Below are 21,359 nucleotides of genomic sequence, written 5' to 3'. Positions count from 1 at the left end.
GCTAACCCAATACTATAATTGCAAAAGTCAGCACAATATCATGGCATAAATAATGAGTAAAACCACATCAGGAATACTTCTTTGCATGGCGGCCCTGATACTGATGCATCAAAACCGGCCAGTTATCGGCCTGGTGCTTTTTGTTACCGGTTTTATGCTGATGTACAAGAATAAGAGGTGAAACAAAATCCTGCCGGATCCCGACGAAGAGAGCTAAAGATACATGCTCAATGCATTTTCATTTTTCAATCAATGTGTCACTGAATTCAGTACGTGCTTAAGGCTGTCCATAGTGAAAGGTTTAGGAAGTGCATTAGCGTATTTGTATCGTTTGAAATCCTGCATAACCGGGTCCAGCACAGACCCTCCGGTTATAACAATTTTGAGTTCTTTATCTACACTATGGAAAAGCTCACATATTTCTTCATGTTTAATAGTAGACTCACTGGTTGGGTCAATAAGCACGACCTGAACCTTCCCGGCAGAAATAGGACTGTCTTTTCTTACCCTTTCCAATGCTTCTTTCACGGTACTGACTACCGTTGTCTTATGCCCTAAGTACTCAAGCATTATTCGTACAACCTCTGTAACCTGAGGATCCTTATCGATAACCACAACATTAAGGATTGTTTCCTTCTCTCCTTCTCCGAAGTCACCATCACGATTGACATAACCAAAATGCGGCAGGTAACAGGAAACCGAGGTTCCACGCTGCAATTCAGACTGAACCACCACATATCCGCCATGATTTCTCATAGTAGCGTAAACCACTGTAAGACCAAGGCCCACGCCCTTTATTGAACCTCTGCTTTTGGTTGAAAAATATGGATCAAAGATTCGTAAAAGTAGTTCGCGATCTATACCACAACCATTGTCTTTAATGGTTACACACGCATATTCGCCTACTGGAACATATTGGCCAGCAATAAGGGATGGTGAGGTAAATGCGACTTTTTGTGTGGAAACATGGATCGAACCATTGATATTTGCTTCATATGAGTTTTGCAGAATATTTCCTAATGCCGCAGATATCTGCTCATCATCAACGCTCACAATAGACTGTTCATCACTAAGCTCAAGCACACAATTACTCGATGTTTTAACCACGAAATTTGAGACGGCATCCTCAACAATGTTTTCCAGAATCTGTTTTTTTCTACTTACAATGCCAAATGGTGAAAAATTTGATATTTTCCGTGTTAAATCAACAGCCATATATGATGCAGTACGAGCATACTCAAGTAACTTTAGCCAATCATCGATTTTCGAATTGGCATGAGTGTGAGAAATCATGTCAAGGTTACCGCAAATTACGGTAAGCAGGTTATTAAAATCGTGTACGATTCCTCCTGCCATACAGCTCATGGCATCCATCTTGGTTATGAGCTTCAGGGCACTATCGAGTTCCCGCTCTTTTTCTTCTGCAGAAAACTGTCGTGTTATGTCACGCAAAATACATAACCTGAAGACAACACTCCCATCCTGAACAGGTATACATGACATCGTGACAATTCGACCACCGAATCTGAGGGGTAAGTTTTCCTGAATATCCAGGGAGGCGTTCTCCCCTTCAGTTATATCTTGCTGCAGCCAGTCGGCTATTGCTGGTTTATGCTCCCCCCACCCGAAATCATTAAAGGATGAACCAATCACATCCTCATCATTTACACCTAGAATTCGCTGAGCGGACCCGTTTAAAGACACAATGACTCCGTCTTTATTGAGTTCAACAATTCCTTCGTCCAGGTTATCAAGAATTCGGTTTAAATGCCGTTTTTCTGAGAGGAGTTCACTGGCAACTGCAGATGGTTTCAGACCATATGGTATCTTAGTGATAGTTCTACCGATATGGAGATTCTCCTGAGAGAGTGATTGTGTTTCAAATCTTACGAGAGCATCCTGTATATGATGCTTTAACTCTTGAAGATTCCCTTTGGCTATACAGAGATCATAATATTTATCCGCAAGGATATTCTCAAAATCTTCCAGCAGGATACCGGAGATAACAACCAGAAATACGTGCTTGAGATCTTCACTGCTTCGAATGATTTTGCAGAGCTGTTCCCCGCCAACCAAAGGCATTACAAGATCGGTGAAAACAATATCCGGACTATTCTTTTTTAATACATCAAGGGCGTCAAGGCCGTTTACAGCGGTTTGAACCTCGCAACCCTCTTTTTCAAGAATTGCTGAGACTGCTCGTAAGAGAACCGGGTTGTTATCTACAACGAGTGCCTTGATCGCCATCAATAGTCCTTATGCCTCACGGGAATACATCAGTAATTCAGGATAAGCAGCTGCCCATTATTGCGCATTTAATGAATAATACATGAGCATCCCACGATTAACCATTACATCCAGAACGCCAATAGGCATTTCCCCCTCAATATCTCAGCATAAAGGAGTTGAGCCACTCGAAGATTATCGAAATACAACCTCACGAAAGAATTTTATCATTTTCTGTCGCCTGCGTACAATTTTCTTCTGTTCAGGTATTAAATCAGTCTGAGGAATTTTCATCACTGACATTTTATGCTCTATATATGTTGTCAGACTGTTATCCAGATACCAGGCGTACGTCAATCCCATCAGCAAACCAGGTGGAGTGAAGCCTTCTTTACCATTAATAAGGCGTGTATAACTATTTTCCTTTCGCCTTCTGTACATCCGTGCAAGCTTCAGGTAATCATCGAATTGTTCATCTGTAAAAAAGCTCGTCCTTTCAGCGGCATCTCTGATAGTCAAATGATACACCTTGCCTAAAGGCACATCATTTTGCACAATATCTCTCACCTGCTTTTTCAGGGCATAATTTCCAAGTAGAGATTCACCTATCGCTATGAGTAGTCCGACCTCCATTTTTTTTACATCTGCAAACTGGTCCTGACGTATTTTTATCAGATTGTCTGTGGGGTCATAGAAAGTATAGACGTTATCCCATTGCTGGTTGCGATGCCAATCCTCCACATCGACACATTGAATACCAGAGAAATAATCAAGATGTTCAAGAGGAATGTCATGATGCTTCCAGATAATCTCACATACCATCTCGCGGATTGTATCAACTCCATTGGAACAGCTATGCCTGCACTTATCAGAGCAATCAATGGTTATCTCGTTAATCCTCTGTGCTATTCGATGATATTTAACATTTGGCAGAATACTGGTCCAGTTGACACTCTCCTCGGAGGGGTCTGCGGTTCGCTTAGAATCATTATGTGCAAGCGGGAGAGAATCTTCAAAACACTCAGAACCAGCATAAAGAACTTTTACCGCTGTTGCGACCATTGCGGGGTCGTGCTGAATAACTCCTCGCTCAGCAAGTGCATTCTTTGAATAGATTCCACATTCAACAGGAATAAAACCCTGACGTCGTACGATATCTCTATCGAGGTATATCGGGCTTTTCCCTTCAACAGCATACCTCTGGATAACTGAAGCAGGCACATCTTTTAGGGAAAGACAAAGCACCTCACTAAACAAGTCTTTTACACCACCAGGTATATTTCTTTCATAAGCTCGTATCATATCAGATACATGAAATTTTCTTTCAGGATCTGCAATACTTAAATCTGTTTCACCTGCCTGAACCCATAAGTTTGAAATCAGTAGCTTAAGTGCCTTTGAGTTATTTCGAACTGCTTCAGCCAAACCAGGAACCTTGAATACCGGAATTATAGAACTGTATAAACTACCTGGAGCCAGAATGAGAATGTCGGCTTCAGCAATATTCTGCAACACCTCATCGTAGACATGTATTTCACCATAGAAATCTACATGCACAGAATCTACAGGAACTCCCCGTCTCGAAGAACTGGATTTTGACTCTCCTTTTATTTGCACACCATTGGAATAAATGATGCGCAATTGTCCTGGCGTCGACGTACAGGGAAGAACCGAATTCCTGCCGGCCCCGATCATAAACGAGAGATACTGCAAACCTGAAGAGATAGGGTTATGTATCAGCAGCGAATCGAGTGAAACCTCCTCCAGAGTCACTTCCTTATCAAGAAACTTGAAGATTGAAGCAACTACTATGAGATTACCCAAACAATGGGAGCGCTTTAGGATAGGTGATAAACGAGGGTCTTCAAAACAACTTTCAATAAGTCCATACAGAGCCTCTCCCAAACCTCTCGGCAATACAGAAAAATCAACTTTTGCCTGCTCAACAAGAATTTCGGGGTGATGGACCTGCTCGTCAAATCGATAATTGAAAAGCCTTGCCAATTCAGATGCAATAATTCTGGCTCTCGATACTGACACCTGATAGGTACGTTGAATTACAGAAAGTTGAATAGAAGAAAGCAGTACATGGCGAATATCACCGATGGCTATCAACGGTAAATCTTTGAGCAATTCACCAGTAGAACCACCGTCATCAGCCACACAGACTACAGATGTCGTCTGTGGGAAGATCTCCTTTAACCCGGAAAAAGGAGATCTGCTCCAACCTTCAGACCGGCAATCACCACCAATTATGTTTGACAATCCTGTACCACCACCAAAAACAACCACCTTTACATGATCCATCCGGCTGTTTTCCAGCGCATTCTCAAGACCACTATAAAGTCGTGTTATTTCCTGATCATGGTGATGAGGTTCTCCATTCACGATGAGATCTATAAATTTCTCACGCAAGTCATCATGAGGTAGCAGGTCGAGAGGAGAAACACTTTTATTGAGTAGAGCCTCAAGCTTTTTAGAGACGTTGTCGTCAGTCTTTTTTGCCATATTGCCTTTTGCGCTCATTGTAAATCATCATCTTAATGAGCAAATACGAATCACAATTAACCGGTTATCACACCGACAAGCCATTCAAAAAGATGATGAACGAAGAGTTTTTCAGGATGAAAGTAACATTGCCTCTACCCGTTTAAGATCTTCAGGGGTATCAACTTCTATAGAATCATGCTCTGTAAGGGTTACTTTGATTTTATATCCATATTCGAGAGCACGTAATTGTTCGAGTTTCTCAAAACGCTCCCATTCTCCTTCCGGCAATGCTACAAACGTTAGCAGAAACCCCTTGCGATAGGCATAAAAACCAAGATGTTTGTAATAGGTCGGGGAGACAATATCTTCCGGGTTTCTCTGAAATGGAATTGGGGAACGGGAAAAATAGAGCGCATTATTATCACGATCAAACACTGTTTTCACATGATTCGGATCGCGGATCTCTTCTTCACGAATTATTTTGTAAATGAGGGTAGACATGGGCAAAGCTGGATCATCGAGTAACGGGCGAGCTACCTGCTCAACTACTTCTGCAGGAAAAAGAGGTTGATCCCCCTGGATATTTACCACGACATCATGCTCTGAAATCCCTATCAGTTCAGCTGCTTCGGCAAGCCTGTCAGAACCTGAAACATGATCATCACGGGTGATCACATATTCTCCACCAAAAGATTTTACACATTCAGCAATGCGCATATCATCTGTTGCGACAACTACCCTGGAGAGTAGATCAACATTTGAGGCCCGCTCAACAACATGCTGAATCATCGGTTTCCCTGCAATTTTTGCAAGCGGTTTTCCTCTGAATCTGTTTGATTCGTACCTCGCCGGAATAATTGCTACAACATCAACCTTCTCTTTTTGCATTTTTTTATTACACTTATAGATGTATTAATTATAAAGCTATCGTGTTTTCCAGTTATTAACTCTGTTAACCATCACAACAGCATGCCAAAATTGCCATTAATTACCATTTCATGTACTGCATCTTCAGACACAATACTACAAAAAGCACGTGCACTGGCAAAAAAATTGGGTCTTGATTTTTGCGACAAAAAACAGTGCAGGAACAGATACATCCTCACCTATACAGATGAACATCTTGAGCTGGGGGTGAATGAACAGTTAGAAAATTGTAAAGAAAAACACTCTCCTCTCTTTGTTGATTTCATCCATGGCAATGCTGGCTATCGGCATGCACGCAACTGTACTATAAAACAACCTCTTGCAAGGGCAGTAGGTATTAAGTCAGGTTTTAGGCCTGACATCTTTGATGCTACCGCTGGCCTTGGCGGAGATGGATTTGTTCTAGCCTGCCTCGGCTCAAACGTAATTTTAAACGAACGCTCCCCAATTATCGGTGCACTTCTTGAGGATGCAATGCAACGTGGTCTTCAAGCGCAGAATGCAACGTCCGAAGTAATTCAGAAAAGAATGACCCTGCTTTTGGGCGATGCCAAAGAAAATATCAAGCACCTGACTTCTCCACCGTATACGGTATATCTTGACCCGATGTATCCTCATTCTAAAAAATCAGCTCTGAATAAAAAAGAAATGCGAATGATACGAGATATCGTTGGAGATGACGATGATAGTGAAGAACTACTGGAAACCGCTCTTCGATATGCAGGAAATAGAGTTGTAGTAAAGCGTCCCAAAGGAGCTGAACGCTTAAATTCCAAAAATCCAAGTCATGTGATTGAGATGAAAAACAGTAGGTTTGATGTCTACATGATAAATCACTTATGATATTTTTCACCAGCTTTAATGGTATACGCGCGATACACCTGCTCCATTAATAACAATCTCACCATATCGTGAGTAAATGTCATTTTTGAAAGAGACAGGCACAGGTCCGCCCTTGCCACTACCTCTTCGGAAATTCCTGTAGGACCACCGATAAGATAACAGACCCCCTTCACTCCACGTTGTTCCCAGCCGCTGATGACTGTGGCGAATTTCTCAGATGTAAACTGACCGCCACGTGAGTCAAGAGCTACAATAAACCACCCTGCCGGCACTGCTTCAAGTAACTGACGTCCTTCCAGGGAAATATCTGGATTGCCAGCAGACTTCTTCTCTTTAAGTGTACGGGTAGAAACTTTGGTGTAATGTTTCAACCTGGAAGCGTAGTTATCTATTCCTGCGGAGATAAACGAGTCTTTGGTCTTTCCTAAAAATATCAATTCATGCTTCATAATTGTTTCAGCTACATTAAAGGCTCAGCTAAAAGCCGATATAAAATTAAGGTATCAACATTTAACCCGATCGTTTTCATCAAGAATTTTCAGCAAGATATCACAGAATGCATCATAGCCTATATCAACATTGATTCCTGGGCAGGATTCTGAAATTGTAAGAAAATTATTCTTGTCATCTAGAATCGACGGATGTAAAGGCCATTCTCCACAGCGCCATGGTCGTCCAGTATGTACCGTGCACCCTTCTTCAAAAAAAACACAATGCCCATCCACAACCTTCATTTGAACAACACCGTCTGTAATCCTGAGAAATTGACTCGCGACCTCCTCAAAACTTTTTCCAAGAACATCACACATTCTTTGCTGATCTGCAGGATCTAAAGAGACAGTTGTTTCGCCCTTACAGCAGAAACCACAACGCGTACATGAAAATATTTTTGCTACTTCTGACATTAACCACTCCAAATGTTGTTGTAATGAGCAACCTTGTGCGAACTTTCTAAAAAATGTCGGACTGTGATCAATCCGACAAACTCCTAAGGCCGCAAAATTCGCTTTACATTAAACATCACACTTTTCTCTGTTTAAAATAAAAAAAGGGTGTAACCTCAATAAAGAGATCACACCCGGTTATATCTATTAAGCATAGTAATGCTTAGGCGTAACCGATAACATCTCCAAATGTGCTTATGTCTATACCATATTGCATCGCTGCAGCCTTCCATTTTTCCTCATCAGGAAGGCTGAAAATGATATTATCGTCTCCGGGTACAGTAAGCCAGCCATCCTCAACAAGTTCCCTTTCGAGTTGGCCCGGCCCCCAACCGGTATAGCCGAGAAGGAAGAGATAATTCTGTGGACCGCGGCCACTGGCAATATCTTCGAGAACTTTTGTTTCTCTGGACAATGACACTGTTGGAGTGACCTCAAGCTGATACTCTGTTGAGTATTCTGATCTATAGAGAATAAATGCCGATTCAAGCTCAACAGGGCCTCCGACATAAACAGGTGGCAACTCAATTACCGGAATGGGCAAATCAGCTCCCTGCAGTACTTCAGCCAGAGTAAAAGCTGAATTGGGTTTGTTAATAGCCAACCCCATCGCCCCTTCACTGCTATGGGCACAAATATAGATTACTTGTTCCTCGAATCGAGGGTCGGGCATCTGCGGGGTTGAGACCAGAAATGAGCCTGTCAGGCTGTCTATTACTGGAGCTTTGTCATTAGTCATGACCATGTTCTCCATAGGAAATTACACGCCAATAAGTAAATACGCACAAAATCCAGATCAAGGTGCGCTTTATTTTAGTCTATCAAAGGAATCTCTTGCACGTCAAGGCGACAACAATTGTCACAGATTTTCAATCATAATTTTTCCTGACAAAATTAAAATACAGATAAACATGACAAAACCCTCTGAATTACCTAATATAGATAAAATTATTTTTCAAATATTCTTTTATTGCTGACACATAATTACTCCTACTTCCTAATTATATTATGAATGACCAATTGGAAAAAATCATTAGCACCGGGCATCATGATCCTTTTGAGTTCCTCGGTGTTCATTTTTCAGGCGAAGAAGAGAACCGTGTAACAATCAGGACTTTTCAACCTCATGCCAGTTCCGTACTCCTCCTTAGCGACAACAAACGTCTTGAAATGTCCAATGTCGACAATTCAGGATTATTCGTTAGCGAAATAGAACGATCATGGTTCTCAGATCCTCACCTTGACCCGTATACGTATCAATATGAAATTCATTTTCATAACGGCTCAGTAACTACCATTAACGATCCTTACAGATTTTTACCACAACTCGAGGAAACTGACCGATACCTCTTTAACTTCGGCACAAATTACAAACTCTATGAACACCTTGGGTGTCATCCAGCCACACTCTCAAAAATTCAGGGTACCGTTTTCAGAGTGTGGGCTCCCAATGCTCGAAGTGTTTCGGTAATCGGGAATTTCAACAGTTGGGATGGCAGAGTTCACCCAATGCGCTCACTCGGGTCATCTGGCATCTGGGAGCTTTTTCTCCCAGGCATACTTGAAGGTGAACTCTATAAATTTGAAGTGAGGACTGCTCAGGGAAACACTGTTAACAAATCAGACCCCTTCCAGTTCCAGGGGGAATTCCGCCCGAACAATGCATCCATAGTTAATTACCTCGATGGCTACACCTGGCAGGATGATAACTGGCAGGCTCAAAAAATCATTGAAAGTCCATACGATAAACCTATCTCAATTTATGAACTCCACCCGGGATCATGGAGAAGAGACCCGGATAACCCTGAACGTTTTCTTTCTTACAGAGAATTGGCCGAACAGCTTATCCCGTATATTAAAGAGATGGGATTTACTCATATTGAGCTAATGCCAGTCATGGAGCATCCACTTGATGAATCATGGGGATATCAGGTAACAGGACCATTCAGCGTTACAAGCAGGCACGGCACCCCTCAGGAATTCATGTATTTTATCGACCAGTGCCACCTGAATTCTATAGGTGTTATTCTTGATTGGGTACCAGCCCATTTTCCACAGGATGACCATAGCCTCGCCAGATTTGACGGGACTGCACTGTATGAACATCAGGACCCTCAAAAAGGAATGCATCCTGAATGGGGAACATATATTTACAACTATGGCCGACGGGAAGTCAGCAATTATCTTATTGCAAGTGCCCTCTTCTGGCTTGATAAATTTCATATAGACGGATTGCGTGTAGATGCCGTGGCTTCAATGCTTTATCTTGATTATTCTCGCAAGGAAGGTGAATGGTCAGCGAACTGTTATGGCGGCAGAGAAAATCTTGAGGCTATTGAGTTTTTACGACATGTCAATTCAGTCGTCTTTGACTTCCACCCTAATACGTTAATGATTGCTGAGGAGTCAACCAGTTTTTATGGAGTTTCAAAACCGACGCATGATGGTGGCCTTGGCTTCGGCTTTAAATGGAATATGGGTTGGATGAACGATATCCTGAGCTACTTTTCCAAAGATCCACTTTACAGGAAATATCATCACAACATCCTTACCTTTTCTATAATGTATGCGTTTTCCGAGAACTTTATCTTACCGCTTTCACATGACGAAGTTGTCCACGGGAAAAAATCGTTGTTAAGCAAAATGCCAGGTGATGAATGGCAGAAATATGCCAACCTTCGCCTGTTACTCCTTACAATGTGGACTCATCCCGGCAAAAAACTCCTTTTCATGGGAGGTGAACTTGGACAACTCAATGAGTGGAATTGCAAGTCTAGTCTTGATTGGCATTTAGCCGAAACTAATGACAATAATCAAAAAATGCTTACATTTGTATCTGATTTGAACACGTTATACAAAAGCAATGCATCTTTATGGGAACTGGACTTTAGCAACGAAGGCTTTCAGTGGTTAGATTATGAAGATAGGAACAACTCGATTATCTCTTTTGTTCGTTATGCAAAACACAAGAATGATCATGTTGTCTGCATACTCAATTTTACGCCGCAAACCTATTATGATTATAAAGTTGGCCTTCCTACGGGACAAACATATACTGAACTGTTTTGCTCTGATAATGAAATTTACGGTGGTTCAAATGCAAGTGATAAAAGGACGTTTCGTCCAATTGCAGAGCCATATGCTCAGGCTAATTTTCATTCCACTCTGACAATCCCACCACTGGCTGGCGTGATTCTCAAACCTTCAGGATTATAAATACAGGATGATGGAGAGTAATAATGGTATCCGCACTACCTACAGAAGTACCCGGTGACAAGTTGAGAAAAGCAATTGATGAATTTTCGTACCTGATAAAGTCCACTGACAAGTCTCGAACGGAATTACTGGAAATAGTATCGAGAAAATTTGACCTATCTCCTCTTGAATGTGATTTTTTGATCCGCCAACTTACAACGTGCAAGTAATAGTATTGAATACATTGCAAAAGGACAGAATTCACTTTCGAAATCAGTACCGGAAATAGGATAGAGAGTTGTTATTACAATAATCACATACTACCGAGGCTAATACTCAGTCCCAGCCCGGCAGGCTGTCCGAGAATAGGGGTTTTATACTCGAATCATTCATGATTTCAAGGTACGCATTGCTGTAGTAAGTTATTGATAAGGAGTTGTTCAATGGATGCATATCAACAAATAATTACAACAATAGCACTCACAATGGGTGCGGCCTGGGCTAGCGGCATCAACCTTTACGCCACGATTGCCATGCTTGGAATACTTGGAGCAACCGGCAATGTCGTACTTCCCGAAACAATGATGATGTTGCAGGACCCTGTCGTCATAATGGCTGCATGTGTTATGTATTGTGTTGAATTTTTTGCTGATAAAACTCCAGGAATTGATACAGGATGGGATACCATTCACTCATTTATACGTATTCCGGCAGGTGTTATTCTGGCAGCCGGTGCTGTTGGTGATGTTAATCCGGCACTTGCCGTCGCAGCAGGTATTCTTGGTGGAACTGTTTCTGCAACTAGCCACATGATTAAAGCAGGATCACGTGTTCTTATAAACACTTCACCAGAACCTTTCACTAACTGGGCCGCATCCTTTGCCGAAGATGTCGCGGTATTTGGTGGTTTATGGGCCGCATTGCATTACCCTGTTGCCTTTCTGTTTGGATTTGTGGTGTTTATCATAATTGCGATCTGGTTGCTTCCGCGTATTTGGAGAGGAATAGTTCTGGTGTTTACTAAAATTCGAACCATTTTTTCAAAGAATGAGCCTACTGAAGTTACCAGAGAAGCAGTACAGCCTAAACTTGGTAACGACTAACCTATAGTTTTCCTTACATTCATTCGCTTTACTCCTAATATTCTGACACATATTTAAAAACTCAACACCCACCTGCCTGAAGTTGGTGGTGTTGAGTTTTTATAGTCTATCCTAATAGAATTTCTCCATCGCAATTCTTCACAGCCTGTCTTTCACCCCTATTCATTCAGAAGCTCAAATACATAATCCTTTTTCCGGATATGAAATTACCAAAAAAACGACCACAACCTAACACAATGTTTCACTTTGCATTGATATCTGCTATACTATTTGTAATCATAAATTTAGTTAGATCTTCTTTAGATACAACGAATTATTCGACCAATGGCCTTCTCAGAGAATGCTGGGTGCGTTCTTTGTATTTGGTCAAACAGAACTTTTATATACCCTTGGAACAACAAACAGGACGAGTTTCAACAGACAAGAGCAGTACCCAGAAATATTTCAGAGAGAAAACTTAATACTATTTTTTAAGCGTGCGGAGGCAAATGGCAAGATGGTATTTAATTCAATGACAATAGTCCAGATGCTACCTGAAATGGAAGAAGGTGGGGTTGAAGGGGAAACTTTTGACCAAGCCGTTTACTTAGCTAAAAAAGGGTATAATTCTATTGTAATATCAGGTGGTGGCAGACTTGTTGAACCTCTTGAAAAAGCTGGTTGCCGTCATATTACCTGGACTGATATAGGCTCAAAAAATCCACATTGCCTTAAGTACATCACAAAACTTCGACAATTATTGATTGATGAAAAAGTAGACATTCTTCACCTTCGATCCCGCCTTCCTGCGTGGGTTGCCTATCTCGCCTGGAAATCCTTACCAGCTAGAAGAAGACCTGCCTTAATTACAACATTTCACGGCTTCTATTCTGTAAATAGATATTCGAGAATAATGACAAAAGGCGAAAAGGTAGTAGCCGTATCACAAGTTATACAAGACCATATAGTGTCTAACTATAATACGGACCCTGGTAAAATTGAACTTATTCATGGCGGGTTCGATGTCGATCTTTTCAATCCTGACAGGGTTGATAATGAACGTGTCGAAAAACTAAAGAGGTTATGGGGCCTGAATGATCCTCATACACCTGTAATAGTATTACCCGGTAGGCTTACCAATTGGAAAGGACAATTAGAATTTATTGAAAGTCTCGCCCTCATCCGAAATCTTCCATTTATTGCCCTATGTATTGGTCAGATAGACAACAGCAGTACTTTCACTAAGACTATATATGAAAAAATATCGCGATATAATTTAGAAGATAAAGTAAAACTTGTTGGGCATTGTGATGATATGCCTGCAGCAATGATGGTAGCTGATATAGTAGTATCTGCATCAACTTCTCAGCCAGAAGCTTTTGGAAAGGTTGCGATAGAGGCTATGGCAATGTCTAAACCTGTAGTTGCTACTGGCCATGGCGGAAGCCTTGAAACTGTCGTCAACAAAGTGACCGGATTACTGGTTGAACCGGGAAATTACCAGGAGATGGCCCAGGCTATTACCACATTGCTAAGCGATGCTGATTATTGTTTGAAACTTGGGGATGCTGGCCGCAAATGGGCGTTAGAGCATTTCACTGCTGAGATAATGTGTGAGAAAAACCACACGCTATATAAACTTATGCTGCACGTAAAAAATGAAAAAGAAGAACAGCGAAAAGCTTACGGTATTACAGATGCTGCCAGATTTGGATGGTGGTGGAGTTGAACGCGGAACACTTGAGGTCGGCAAGTATCTTGCTTCTCACGGACACAAATCAATTGTCATCTCAGGTGGTGGTCGATTAGTTACGCAGCTTGAGGAAGAAGGATCTTCACACTTTGCAATGAATGTTGGTGTCAAATCACCGACTACTCTAAAATATGTTCTACCACTGCGAAAGTTGATTCAAAAAGAAGGCGTTGATGTACTACACTTACGATCTCGATTGCCCGCATGGGTTGGCTATCTTGCCTGGAAAAGCCTTCCGCCAGCTAAACGACCTCTACTAGTTACAACTTTCCACGGATATTATTCTGTTAATGTATACAGCGCTATAATGACAAAGAGTCAGATTATTATAGCTGTGTCAGATTCCATAAAAAAGCATATTTCAGAATTTTACGGAAAAGATGATAATGTAACAACAGTATTCAGAGGGGTTGATGGCAACACTTTCAATCCTGATAATTTTGACCAGAATAGAATTGATACCCTTCATAAGGCATGGGAAATTCCAACAGGAAAAACCATAATTATGCTTCCTGGCAGATTTTCATTCTGGAAAGGTCAGGATATTTTTCTAAAAAGTCTCGTTACCCTTAAGAGTAAAAACTATCTGGCTGTCCTGGTAGGAGACACTCAAGAAAATGAGAAACACACAGAAAAACTTAATGATATCATAAATACTTACAATTTGCATGATTGCGTAAAAATGGTTGGTCATTGCGATGATATGCCAGCAGCATACATGCTCGCCGATATAGTCGTATCAGCGTCATCTAGTGAACCTGAGGCATTTGGTAGAGTGTCAATAGAAGCAATGGCAATGGGAAAACCTGTAATTGCCACTGCACACGGTGGAAGTCTTGAAACCGTCGTTCATAATGAAACAGGTTGGCTGGTACAGCCTGCCGATGTTGCCGATTTATCAAAAGCCATAGATAGCGCTCTTTCGCTCTCAGATGAAGAATTACACACTATTGGTGAAAACGGCAAAAGACGCGTGACCAAAGCATTCACGACACAATCTATGTGCGACAAGACATTGGCATTGTACCACAAAGGCCTTCAGGAAAAATCAATAGTAAATGGATGCGCTCCCCATCCCAAATCGATATCTATAGCCAAATCTTAGCGCAGCGCATTCAAAGGGAGAGTATAGGCGTTTTATCACGCCCCTCTCCCAGTAAAACCGCTAAAGCTCTCCATAATCACCTGTATTCCCAGAGCAATCAATTTCAAGCAAATCTGGCCAGTATTTCCCTGGCACATTTTGCCGCCTCGTCAAGAGCATCAATATTATTTCGTATCAACAACTTCCGATTCTCTTCATAAGGCAATATAAAGTTTTTCTCGATTAAATGATCCAGGCTCTTTTGGAATTTATTATTTGGCCGTTTCCATTCAACAGGGAGAACCCCAACACTACAACCAGCAGTAATAGCTTCGTAAATCATAGACATTGAATCCGCAGTAACCCATGCATAGCTTGCCAGAGCATATTGTTCTTCAACCCATCCTGCCGGTGTATCCTTGTAATGAAAAAATGACACGTTATTATGCGTCTTAGCTATTTCACCCATACATTTAATAGTCCTATCTGGTGTCCGTGGTGATGACGAGACTCTCCACTGAATATTTGAAGAGTCATGTGCAATAGCTGACACATAGGACGCAATAGCATTATCATCCCAAGTGTGGCTTGAGGCATCAATTCCCCCAAGTAAAATAAGACCAACATTCTCAACCCGCTCAACACTTTTGCTTTTATATACCGGAGGGCCATTCGTCAGAATAATGTTTGGTGCTCCGCTAATGCCGTCATGCCTGGGGATACAGCACAGATCAAAACGCTTTCTTAGTAAAGCTTCAGGAGCCATGCAGGTTACAACGGGAATCTGGAATTTCTTTTTACAGGACAGTAGCGGGATGTGCGTCGACGAACCGGTACCTATTAACAAATCGGAGCCAGCAACTTGATACTTACATCCACCATCGGATTTAAGAAAATATTGAAGTGTAGCAACAATTCGATTCCAAAGTGACGTTTTCGAAATATGCACCCTCGTAACATCGAGATCTGTAAATTCTTTCAGCGATTCAACTATGGCAAGGCTCTGTTTTTCATGCCCGGGACTTCCTTCTAAAAAAACAGTTAATTTCATTTATGATGTTAAATAAGATGTGTAAATATGCTTCCATAAAGGTTGCAATACGTGTTCAAACCAAGGCGTAAGACTAGCTATGAACAGAAGAAGATCTATCTATTCGCCAGCAACCCAACAGTTCACGGATCTGTTATTTTCGCGGTGGAGGTGTAGGTGGACGTCGTGCTCCAGCACTCGCTAGTTTAACAATAATCTGATTAGATTTTTTCAGACGCCCGGTAATGGTCTTAAACAGATGATTAGTAACTTCTGGGTATTTATCAATAACTTCTTCAATTTTATCGCCTGGAAACCGCTTAACCGTAGAACGGCCTTGAGAAACAATTGTTGCTGTTCGCTGCTCACTTGAGATAGCAGCCATTTCTCCGAAATATTCGCCAGGTTCTGTTAGCTCTGCAATTTTCTTTCCACCTTTAATGACAGTGAGAGCCCCTCTGATAAGCTTAAAGAAATCTTTATCAGTATTTCCTTCACGGATAACGACATCACCATCCTCATATTCCTCAACATCCGGATTCAACAGATATGCCGGCAGACTTTCTTTATGAGCCACTGTCCGCCTTAATGCTTCATCCACACTTGTTACACCATCCCGGACTTTGATAAGGGCTGCTTCACGAAGTGGAGTCATACCTTCCTGCACAGATATCTTTCGAAGCTGATCTTCAGGCACTTCTGAACTAATGGCCTTTGCGACCTCATCTGTCACTTCCATTAACTCGAAAAAACCCACCCGGCCTTTATAACCAAGACCATTGCACAACTGGCAACCACCAGGTCCATATATAGTTAAATCATCTAACTCTTCTTCTTTGAAACCTATTGAAAGCAGTTCCTCTTTCTCATAGATTACTTCTTTTTTGCACGCCTGGCATAATCTCCTGCCAAGTCTCTGTGCTAGAACCATTGTCACTGATGAAGCGAGCATATACGGTGGAATGCCTATATCAACAAGACGTCCAATGGTCGCAGCACTATCATTAGTATGGAGGGTAGAGAAAACAAGGTGGCCTGTCATGGCTGCTTTTATACCAATCTCAGCAGTTTCCATATCTCGTATCTCACCAACCATGATGATATCAGGATCCTGCCTTAGAAAAGCCTTAAGGGCTGCGGCAAAGGTCATACCAACTTCAGTATTGACGTTTACCTGATTTATACCTTTAAAGTTGAACTCTACAGGATCTTCCGCAGTCAGAATTTTTATATCTTCACTGTTGAGTGAGTTGAGTGCTGAATAGAGCGTAACTGTCTTTCCTGAACCGGTCGGACCGGTTACAAGCAAGAGACCCTGAGGTCGTGTAAGACAGCGCTTTAGCGTATCGAAGGTTTTTTGTTCAAATCCTAGTTTTGTCAGGTCAACGTTAAGTGAACCTTTATCAAGGATACGAAGAACAACAGATTCCCCAAAAAGTGTAGGAAGCGATGAAACACGGAAATCAACAGAACGATTTCTGCCCATTCGCATCTTTATACGACCATCCTGCGGCACTCTTCGCTCTGTAATGTCGAGGCCTGCAAGAATTTTCATTCTAGCTACAAGAGCATTTTTAATATTGAGTGGCAGGTTCATTGATTTAAAGAGTGAACCGTCTTTACGATATCGTACCTGCATATTCTTTTCGTAAGGCTCAACATGAATATCAGAAACGCTGTCCTGCACGGCCTTTATAAGAATACCATTTACCAGCTTGATAATTGGAGCATCAGATGCGGCAAACTGATCACCATAACTCTCTTCGTCTTCACTCTCTATTTCAAAATCATCTGCAGCCTCAGCAAGAATTGATCCAAAATCATCAACCTGAGTTACTTCCATTTCTTCTTCAACATCGTCAGACTCTTGAAAAAATGTTTTACATTCTTCATCAGAAATTCCGTAATGTTTTACATACGCATCGACAATATCTCTCTCAGTTGAAACGCACACAGACAATTCTTTACCAAGAGCATCCTGAAGTTCCTCAACAGCCATCGAATCAGATGGTTCAGCCATTGTGATCTGCAGAGTATTCCCAGCCATGCGAAGAGGAAATGCCATATATTCTTTGGCAACTTCGTATGGGACTAGCTTTAAAGCATCTTTAGAAGGAGGTTCATTCTTTATAACGACAGGAGTGTAATTGTGTTGTCGACTTAAGAAATTAAAAATGGTGTCATCATCGATATAATCAAAACGGCGAAGTATTGCACCAAGACGTCCACCACTTGTCTTAAGTTCCTTTTTAGCCGTTTCAAGTTGCGTAGGGGTGATATACCCTGCCTTACTTAACAACTCGCCAATTTTAATTTTGCCGGCACCGGATTGATCTTTTACTGTCCTACGAGTTGATGCTTTTTTAGATATTGTGTTAGTTTGAGCAGCCATAAACCCAACGACCTGAGAGTATCAATTGATAAAATACTTCGATATTTTTTCCAATCAAACTACTACTTAAGACATTATATAATACTACAAATTGTGAGGATTTCACACTCAGTAGATTGTAATTGATTCAAAAAACTTGATTTTGTTAAATAATTACACCATCAACATAGTCTCTTCCATACACTGCGCACAGATAACTCAGATAATGAGTTGGAATCAAATAACCTGGTATTAGACAGATAAGTATGAATTATCTGGTTTCAAGAACACTCGCAAATCCTACCATATAAAAGTGCTATAATGATATGATATCTATTAATTGGAGTAAAAAACCTAAACAACAAAGAAAAAAGCCCCCTGTCAGCATTCGTGACAGAGGGCATTAAACCTAATCAACAACAGTCCACCGTTTTTCAGAGAACAGGATAACGCTCTTTCATCTCTTTTTCTAAGGGAATCATAATTTCACGCATTGATGGTTCTGCGGCAGGAGAGGTTCGCAGCGAGAAAATATGCTTCCATTCAGCGAGATTACAATACGTAATGATCTCGGTTTTACAGGAATTAGGTAAAACAGTCCTGGCAGCCTGCGGAGTGGAAGTTTCAAGAAGTTTGAGATAAAGTTTCTCAGTTTCTTCCATAGCTGTTTTCCAGATCTGAAATTCTTTTGAGCCCTCTTCATAAAAAACCGGCCGTACAAAAGTAACTTCATTACCGAATTTATCATTACTATAGCGACAGTAACGCTGACTTTCCTGAAGAAAAGAACACGGTCTATGGCGCACAAGCTCATGAGTAACAGCACGGTTAACGATAAATTTAACACCGACAAAACGGTGCCTTGCAAGTAGCTCGAACGGTAGATCTTCCACCTGAACCAGACTCAATTTCTGCACCTTGATATCATCACTTTTAGCTGTAGCCTCATCCGCATTATAAATACCTTCAAACAGAAAAGGATATTTACCTGCCAGATCAGCAACCAGATCGGCAACCACTGCGTTATCGGCGTACTGGGTGTACATTTCCCTAAAAGAGCGAATTGAACCGGTTACCAGCAACCCAGATTCGGTTCTATCTGTTACAAAAAATTTAGGCTGACAGGCATGAAACTCAAGAACATGATCCGGATGACATGAAACCTCATAGGTCGCAACTGCCATTTCAAGAACTGAATTATGCCCATGCGCAGCGATCTTTGTCACAAAAGGGACTGCAGATTCCTCAGAGATCTTGTCCTCACTCTTATAACAGATACGCCCACATTCCTCTAACCGTATGGCTATCGGTTGCTTATCCAGTTCAGACTGAATTTCAAATGACGGATCAACTATTCTCATATTCAATCACCTTTCCAAAATGGGGACATTTGCCGCAATGATTCAATTATTGCCGGCATTTTTTCCAGTACAAAATCGACCTCTTCTTCTGTATTGTAAACGCTTAGCGAAAAACGGATAGAACCATGAGCCGCGGTAAATGGTACTCCCATCGCACGAAGGACATGTGACGGCTCAAGTGAGCCGGAAGTACAGGCAGAACCGGAAGATGCGCAAATATTAAATCGGTTCATATGCAGCAAAATCGCCTCTCCTTCAACAAATTCAAAACTGATATTTGTTGTATTAGGCAACCTTTCAGTCTTATGTCCGTTTAAGAGCGATTTCGGTACGGAAGCAAGCAACCCCTCTTCGAGCTTATCACGTAGATTCTTTACCCTGGTATTCTCTTCTTCCATCATTTTTCCGGCAAGCTCACATGCCTTACCCAGCCCTACGATAGAAGCGACATTCTCAGTGCCTCCCCTACGGCCGCGTTCCTGATGCCCACCAGCAAGAAATGGTGCGAAGAGTGTTCCCCGTTTTACATAGAGAACACCAACACCTTTAGGAGCATGGAGTTTATGCCCGGAGAGTGAGAGAAAATCGATATCGAGCTCTTTAAGGTTGATCGGGATTTTACCGACAGCCTGAACAGCATCAGTATGAAAAAGGATACCGCGTTCTTTGGCGATTGTTGCCATCTCGGCAACAGGGAAAATGACACCAGTTTCGTTATTCGCCCACATTACGCTAACTATTGCAGTATCATCAGTTAACGCCGCTTTGTATTCCTCAATGTCGATCATCCCATCTTCATCAACTTTCAAGCGGGTGATTCTATGTTTATGCCCGGTAAGTGTATCAAGCGTATCGCAGAGATGCTTTACAGCAGGGTGCTCTACACGGGTAGTAACAATGTGTCTTTTTTCTGGATAGTTCTGAAGCGCAGACAGAATTGCTGTCGAATCACTTTCAGTTCCACAGCTATTAAAGGTGATCTCTTCCGGGTCTGCGCCCAGTAGATCTGCAACTCTTTGTCTCGCAACCTTGAGTGCCTCACCAACCTGTCCACCAAAGCTGTGCATGCTTGAAGGATTGCCGTAATATTCTGTCAGATACGGCATCATCTCCTCTATAACTTCAGGAGCGACACGAGTTGTGGCGTTGTTGTCCATATAGACAACTTTTTCACTTTCTACAGGACTCATGAATTAGCTTCCTCCACAATCAGAGATTCAAGTACCAGCTCACGAAGTTTTACTTCAACAAACTCTTTAATGGTGGTCTGGGACTTTGCACAACTCTTGCATGAGCCGCGAAGCGATACGGTAACGAAATCACCATCCACATCAATAAGTTCTATATCACCGCCGTCCTTCTTCAAGCCTGGACGAACTTCTTTCTCAAGCACTTCTTCAATCTTTTTGATTTTCTGAAGAGTAGTCATACGTTTTGGCTTATCAGCTTCTTTTTTAGCCTCAACAGTATCACTCACGGTGGCCTGAAGAATTTCCCGCAGTTTATCTTCACATTTACCGCAACCACCACCGGCTTTAGTAAAGTTTGTTATTTCTTCAACCGAACGAAGGTTTGACTCTTTAATTGCACGGATAACTTCTATATCTGTCACGCCAAAGCATTCGCAAACAACCTCGCCCTCAGCCATAGGAAGTATCAAACCACGATAATCAGCAATTGCAGCTTCGAGTGCTTCACGCCCCATAACCGAACAATGCATCTTCTCTTTTGGTAATCCACCAAGGAAGTTAGCAATATCCTCATTGGTGATTTTTGAAGCCTCATCAAGATGCATTCCCTTTACCATCTCTGTAAGGGCGGAAGAGGAAGCAATTGCACTGGCGCAACCGAAAGTTTTAAACTTAGCGTCTGTAATGATGTCATTCTCATCAACGCTGATAGTGAGTTTTAATGCATCACCACAGGCAAGAGAACCTACATCACCGGTCCCACTTATTTTCTCTACTTCTCCAACATTTCTCGGGTTCAGAAAGTGCTCCTGAACTTTATCAGTATATTCCCACATGTATAGCTCCTAAAAAAACAGTGTCTA

At 41.7% G+C, this 21,359-nt stretch carries 17 protein-coding genes; 6 read left to right on the top strand and 11 right to left on the bottom strand.

Annotation, left to right across the window (positions count from 1 at the left end):
* Positions 1-52 precede the first annotated feature (52 nt).
* A complete protein-coding gene (locus FCL46_RS28440; protein WP_267313735.1) occupies positions 53-181 on the top strand; it encodes a hypothetical protein in 129 nt (42 codons plus the stop codon).
* A 68-nt stretch (positions 182-249) separates the two neighbouring features.
* Here the strand turns inward: FCL46_RS28440 and FCL46_RS09765 are convergent, their stop codons facing one another.
* From FCL46_RS09765 to kdsB, 3 genes are all read right to left on the bottom strand, one after another.
* Complete coding sequence (locus FCL46_RS09765) at positions 250-2,247, bottom strand: ATP-binding response regulator (protein WP_136806290.1); 1,998 nt, start codon at positions 2,245-2,247, stop codon at positions 250-252.
* 174 nt (positions 2,248-2,421) lie between these two features.
* Positions 2,422-4,752 (bottom strand): gluconeogenesis factor YvcK family protein, encoded by a 2,331-nt coding sequence (locus FCL46_RS09760; RefSeq protein WP_136806289.1) that lies wholly within the window; start codon positions 4,750-4,752, stop codon positions 2,422-2,424.
* Between the two features lie 93 nt (positions 4,753-4,845).
* A complete protein-coding gene (kdsB, locus tag FCL46_RS09755) occupies positions 4,846-5,604 on the bottom strand; it encodes a 3-deoxy-manno-octulosonate cytidylyltransferase (RefSeq protein WP_136806288.1) in 759 nt (252 codons plus the stop codon).
* A gap of 81 nt (positions 5,605-5,685) precedes the next feature.
* On the opposite strand from kdsB, the gene FCL46_RS09750 reads away from it, so the two are divergent.
* The gene (locus FCL46_RS09750; protein WP_136806287.1) at positions 5,686-6,486 is read left to right on the top strand and encodes a class I SAM-dependent methyltransferase; all 801 of its coding nucleotides are present in this window, start codon (positions 5,686-5,688) and stop codon (positions 6,484-6,486) included.
* Here the strand turns inward: FCL46_RS09750 and FCL46_RS09745 are convergent.
* The 3 genes from FCL46_RS09745 to FCL46_RS09735 all read right to left on the bottom strand — a co-directional run bounded on the left by FCL46_RS09745 (position 6,477) and on the right by FCL46_RS09735 (position 8,169).
* The gene (locus tag FCL46_RS09745; protein WP_136806286.1) at positions 6,477-6,935 is read right to left on the bottom strand and encodes a 23S rRNA (pseudouridine(1915)-N(3))-methyltransferase RlmH; all 459 of its coding nucleotides are present in this window, start codon (positions 6,933-6,935) and stop codon (positions 6,477-6,479) included. The two genes, FCL46_RS09750 and FCL46_RS09745, sit on opposite strands and share 10 nt — an antisense overlap.
* A 54-nt stretch (positions 6,936-6,989) precedes the next feature.
* Positions 6,990-7,391: a YkgJ family cysteine cluster protein gene (locus tag FCL46_RS09740; RefSeq protein ID WP_136806285.1), complete on the bottom strand. Its 402-nt coding sequence runs from the start codon at positions 7,389-7,391 to the stop codon at positions 6,990-6,992.
* A 202-nt stretch (positions 7,392-7,593) separates the two neighbouring features.
* Complete coding sequence (locus FCL46_RS09735; protein WP_136806284.1) at positions 7,594-8,169, bottom strand: YqgE/AlgH family protein; 576 nt, start codon at positions 8,167-8,169, stop codon at positions 7,594-7,596.
* A 269-nt stretch (positions 8,170-8,438) separates the two neighbouring features.
* On the opposite strand from FCL46_RS09735, the gene glgB reads away from it, so the two are divergent.
* From glgB to FCL46_RS09715, 4 genes are all read left to right on the top strand, one after another.
* Entirely contained in the window at positions 8,439-10,646 is a 2,208-nt protein-coding gene (gene glgB, locus FCL46_RS09730) for a 1,4-alpha-glucan branching protein GlgB (RefSeq protein WP_136806283.1), read from the top strand.
* Positions 10,647-11,068: 422 nt separating this feature from the next.
* Positions 11,069-11,728 carry a DUF4126 domain-containing protein gene (locus FCL46_RS09725; protein WP_136806282.1) on the top strand — a complete coding sequence of 220 codons (660 nt, stop codon included), beginning with the start codon at positions 11,069-11,071 and terminating at the stop codon, positions 11,726-11,728.
* Positions 11,729-12,068: 340 nt separating this feature from the next.
* Positions 12,069-13,436, top strand: a complete 1,368-nt coding sequence (locus FCL46_RS09720) for a glycosyltransferase family 4 protein (protein WP_228723372.1) — start codon at positions 12,069-12,071, stop codon at positions 13,434-13,436.
* A complete protein-coding gene (locus tag FCL46_RS09715) occupies positions 13,366-14,565 on the top strand; it encodes a glycosyltransferase family 4 protein (RefSeq protein WP_136806281.1) in 1,200 nt (399 codons plus the stop codon). The genes FCL46_RS09720 and FCL46_RS09715 overlap by 71 nt, the downstream gene beginning before the upstream one ends.
* Before the next feature lie 103 nt (positions 14,566-14,668).
* Here the strand turns inward: FCL46_RS09715 and FCL46_RS09710 are convergent, their stop codons facing one another.
* From FCL46_RS09710 to nifU, 5 genes are all read right to left on the bottom strand, one after another.
* Complete coding sequence (locus FCL46_RS09710) at positions 14,669-15,595, bottom strand: mitochondrial fission ELM1 family protein (protein WP_136806280.1); 927 nt, start codon at positions 15,593-15,595, stop codon at positions 14,669-14,671.
* A 133-nt stretch (positions 15,596-15,728) separates the two neighbouring features.
* Positions 15,729-17,966 (bottom strand): type IV-A pilus assembly ATPase PilB, encoded by a 2,238-nt coding sequence (pilB, locus tag FCL46_RS09705; protein ID WP_136806279.1) that lies wholly within the window; start codon positions 17,964-17,966, stop codon positions 15,729-15,731.
* Positions 17,967-18,379: 413 nt separating this feature from the next.
* Positions 18,380-19,306 carry an FAD-dependent thymidylate synthase gene (locus FCL46_RS09700; protein ID WP_136806278.1) on the bottom strand — a complete coding sequence of 309 codons (927 nt, stop codon included), beginning with the start codon at positions 19,304-19,306 and terminating at the stop codon, positions 18,380-18,382.
* Between the two features lie 2 nt (positions 19,307-19,308).
* On the bottom strand, positions 19,309-20,496 hold the full coding sequence (nifS, locus tag FCL46_RS09695; RefSeq protein ID WP_136806277.1) for a cysteine desulfurase NifS: 1,188 nt from the start codon (positions 20,494-20,496) through the stop codon (positions 19,309-19,311).
* Entirely contained in the window at positions 20,493-21,332 is an 840-nt protein-coding gene (nifU, locus tag FCL46_RS09690) for a Fe-S cluster assembly protein NifU (protein ID WP_136806276.1), read from the bottom strand. Before nifU ends, nifS begins: the two co-directional genes overlap by 4 nt.
* Positions 21,333-21,359: the final 27 nt, after the last annotated feature.

It is taken from the genome of Desulfosediminicola flagellatus, from assembly GCF_005116655.2.
In the GTDB taxonomy this organism is placed as follows: domain Bacteria; phylum Desulfobacterota; class Desulfobulbia; order Desulfobulbales; family Desulfocapsaceae; genus Desulfopila; species Desulfopila flagellata.
This window is presented reverse-complemented; position numbering and strand designations above follow the sequence as displayed.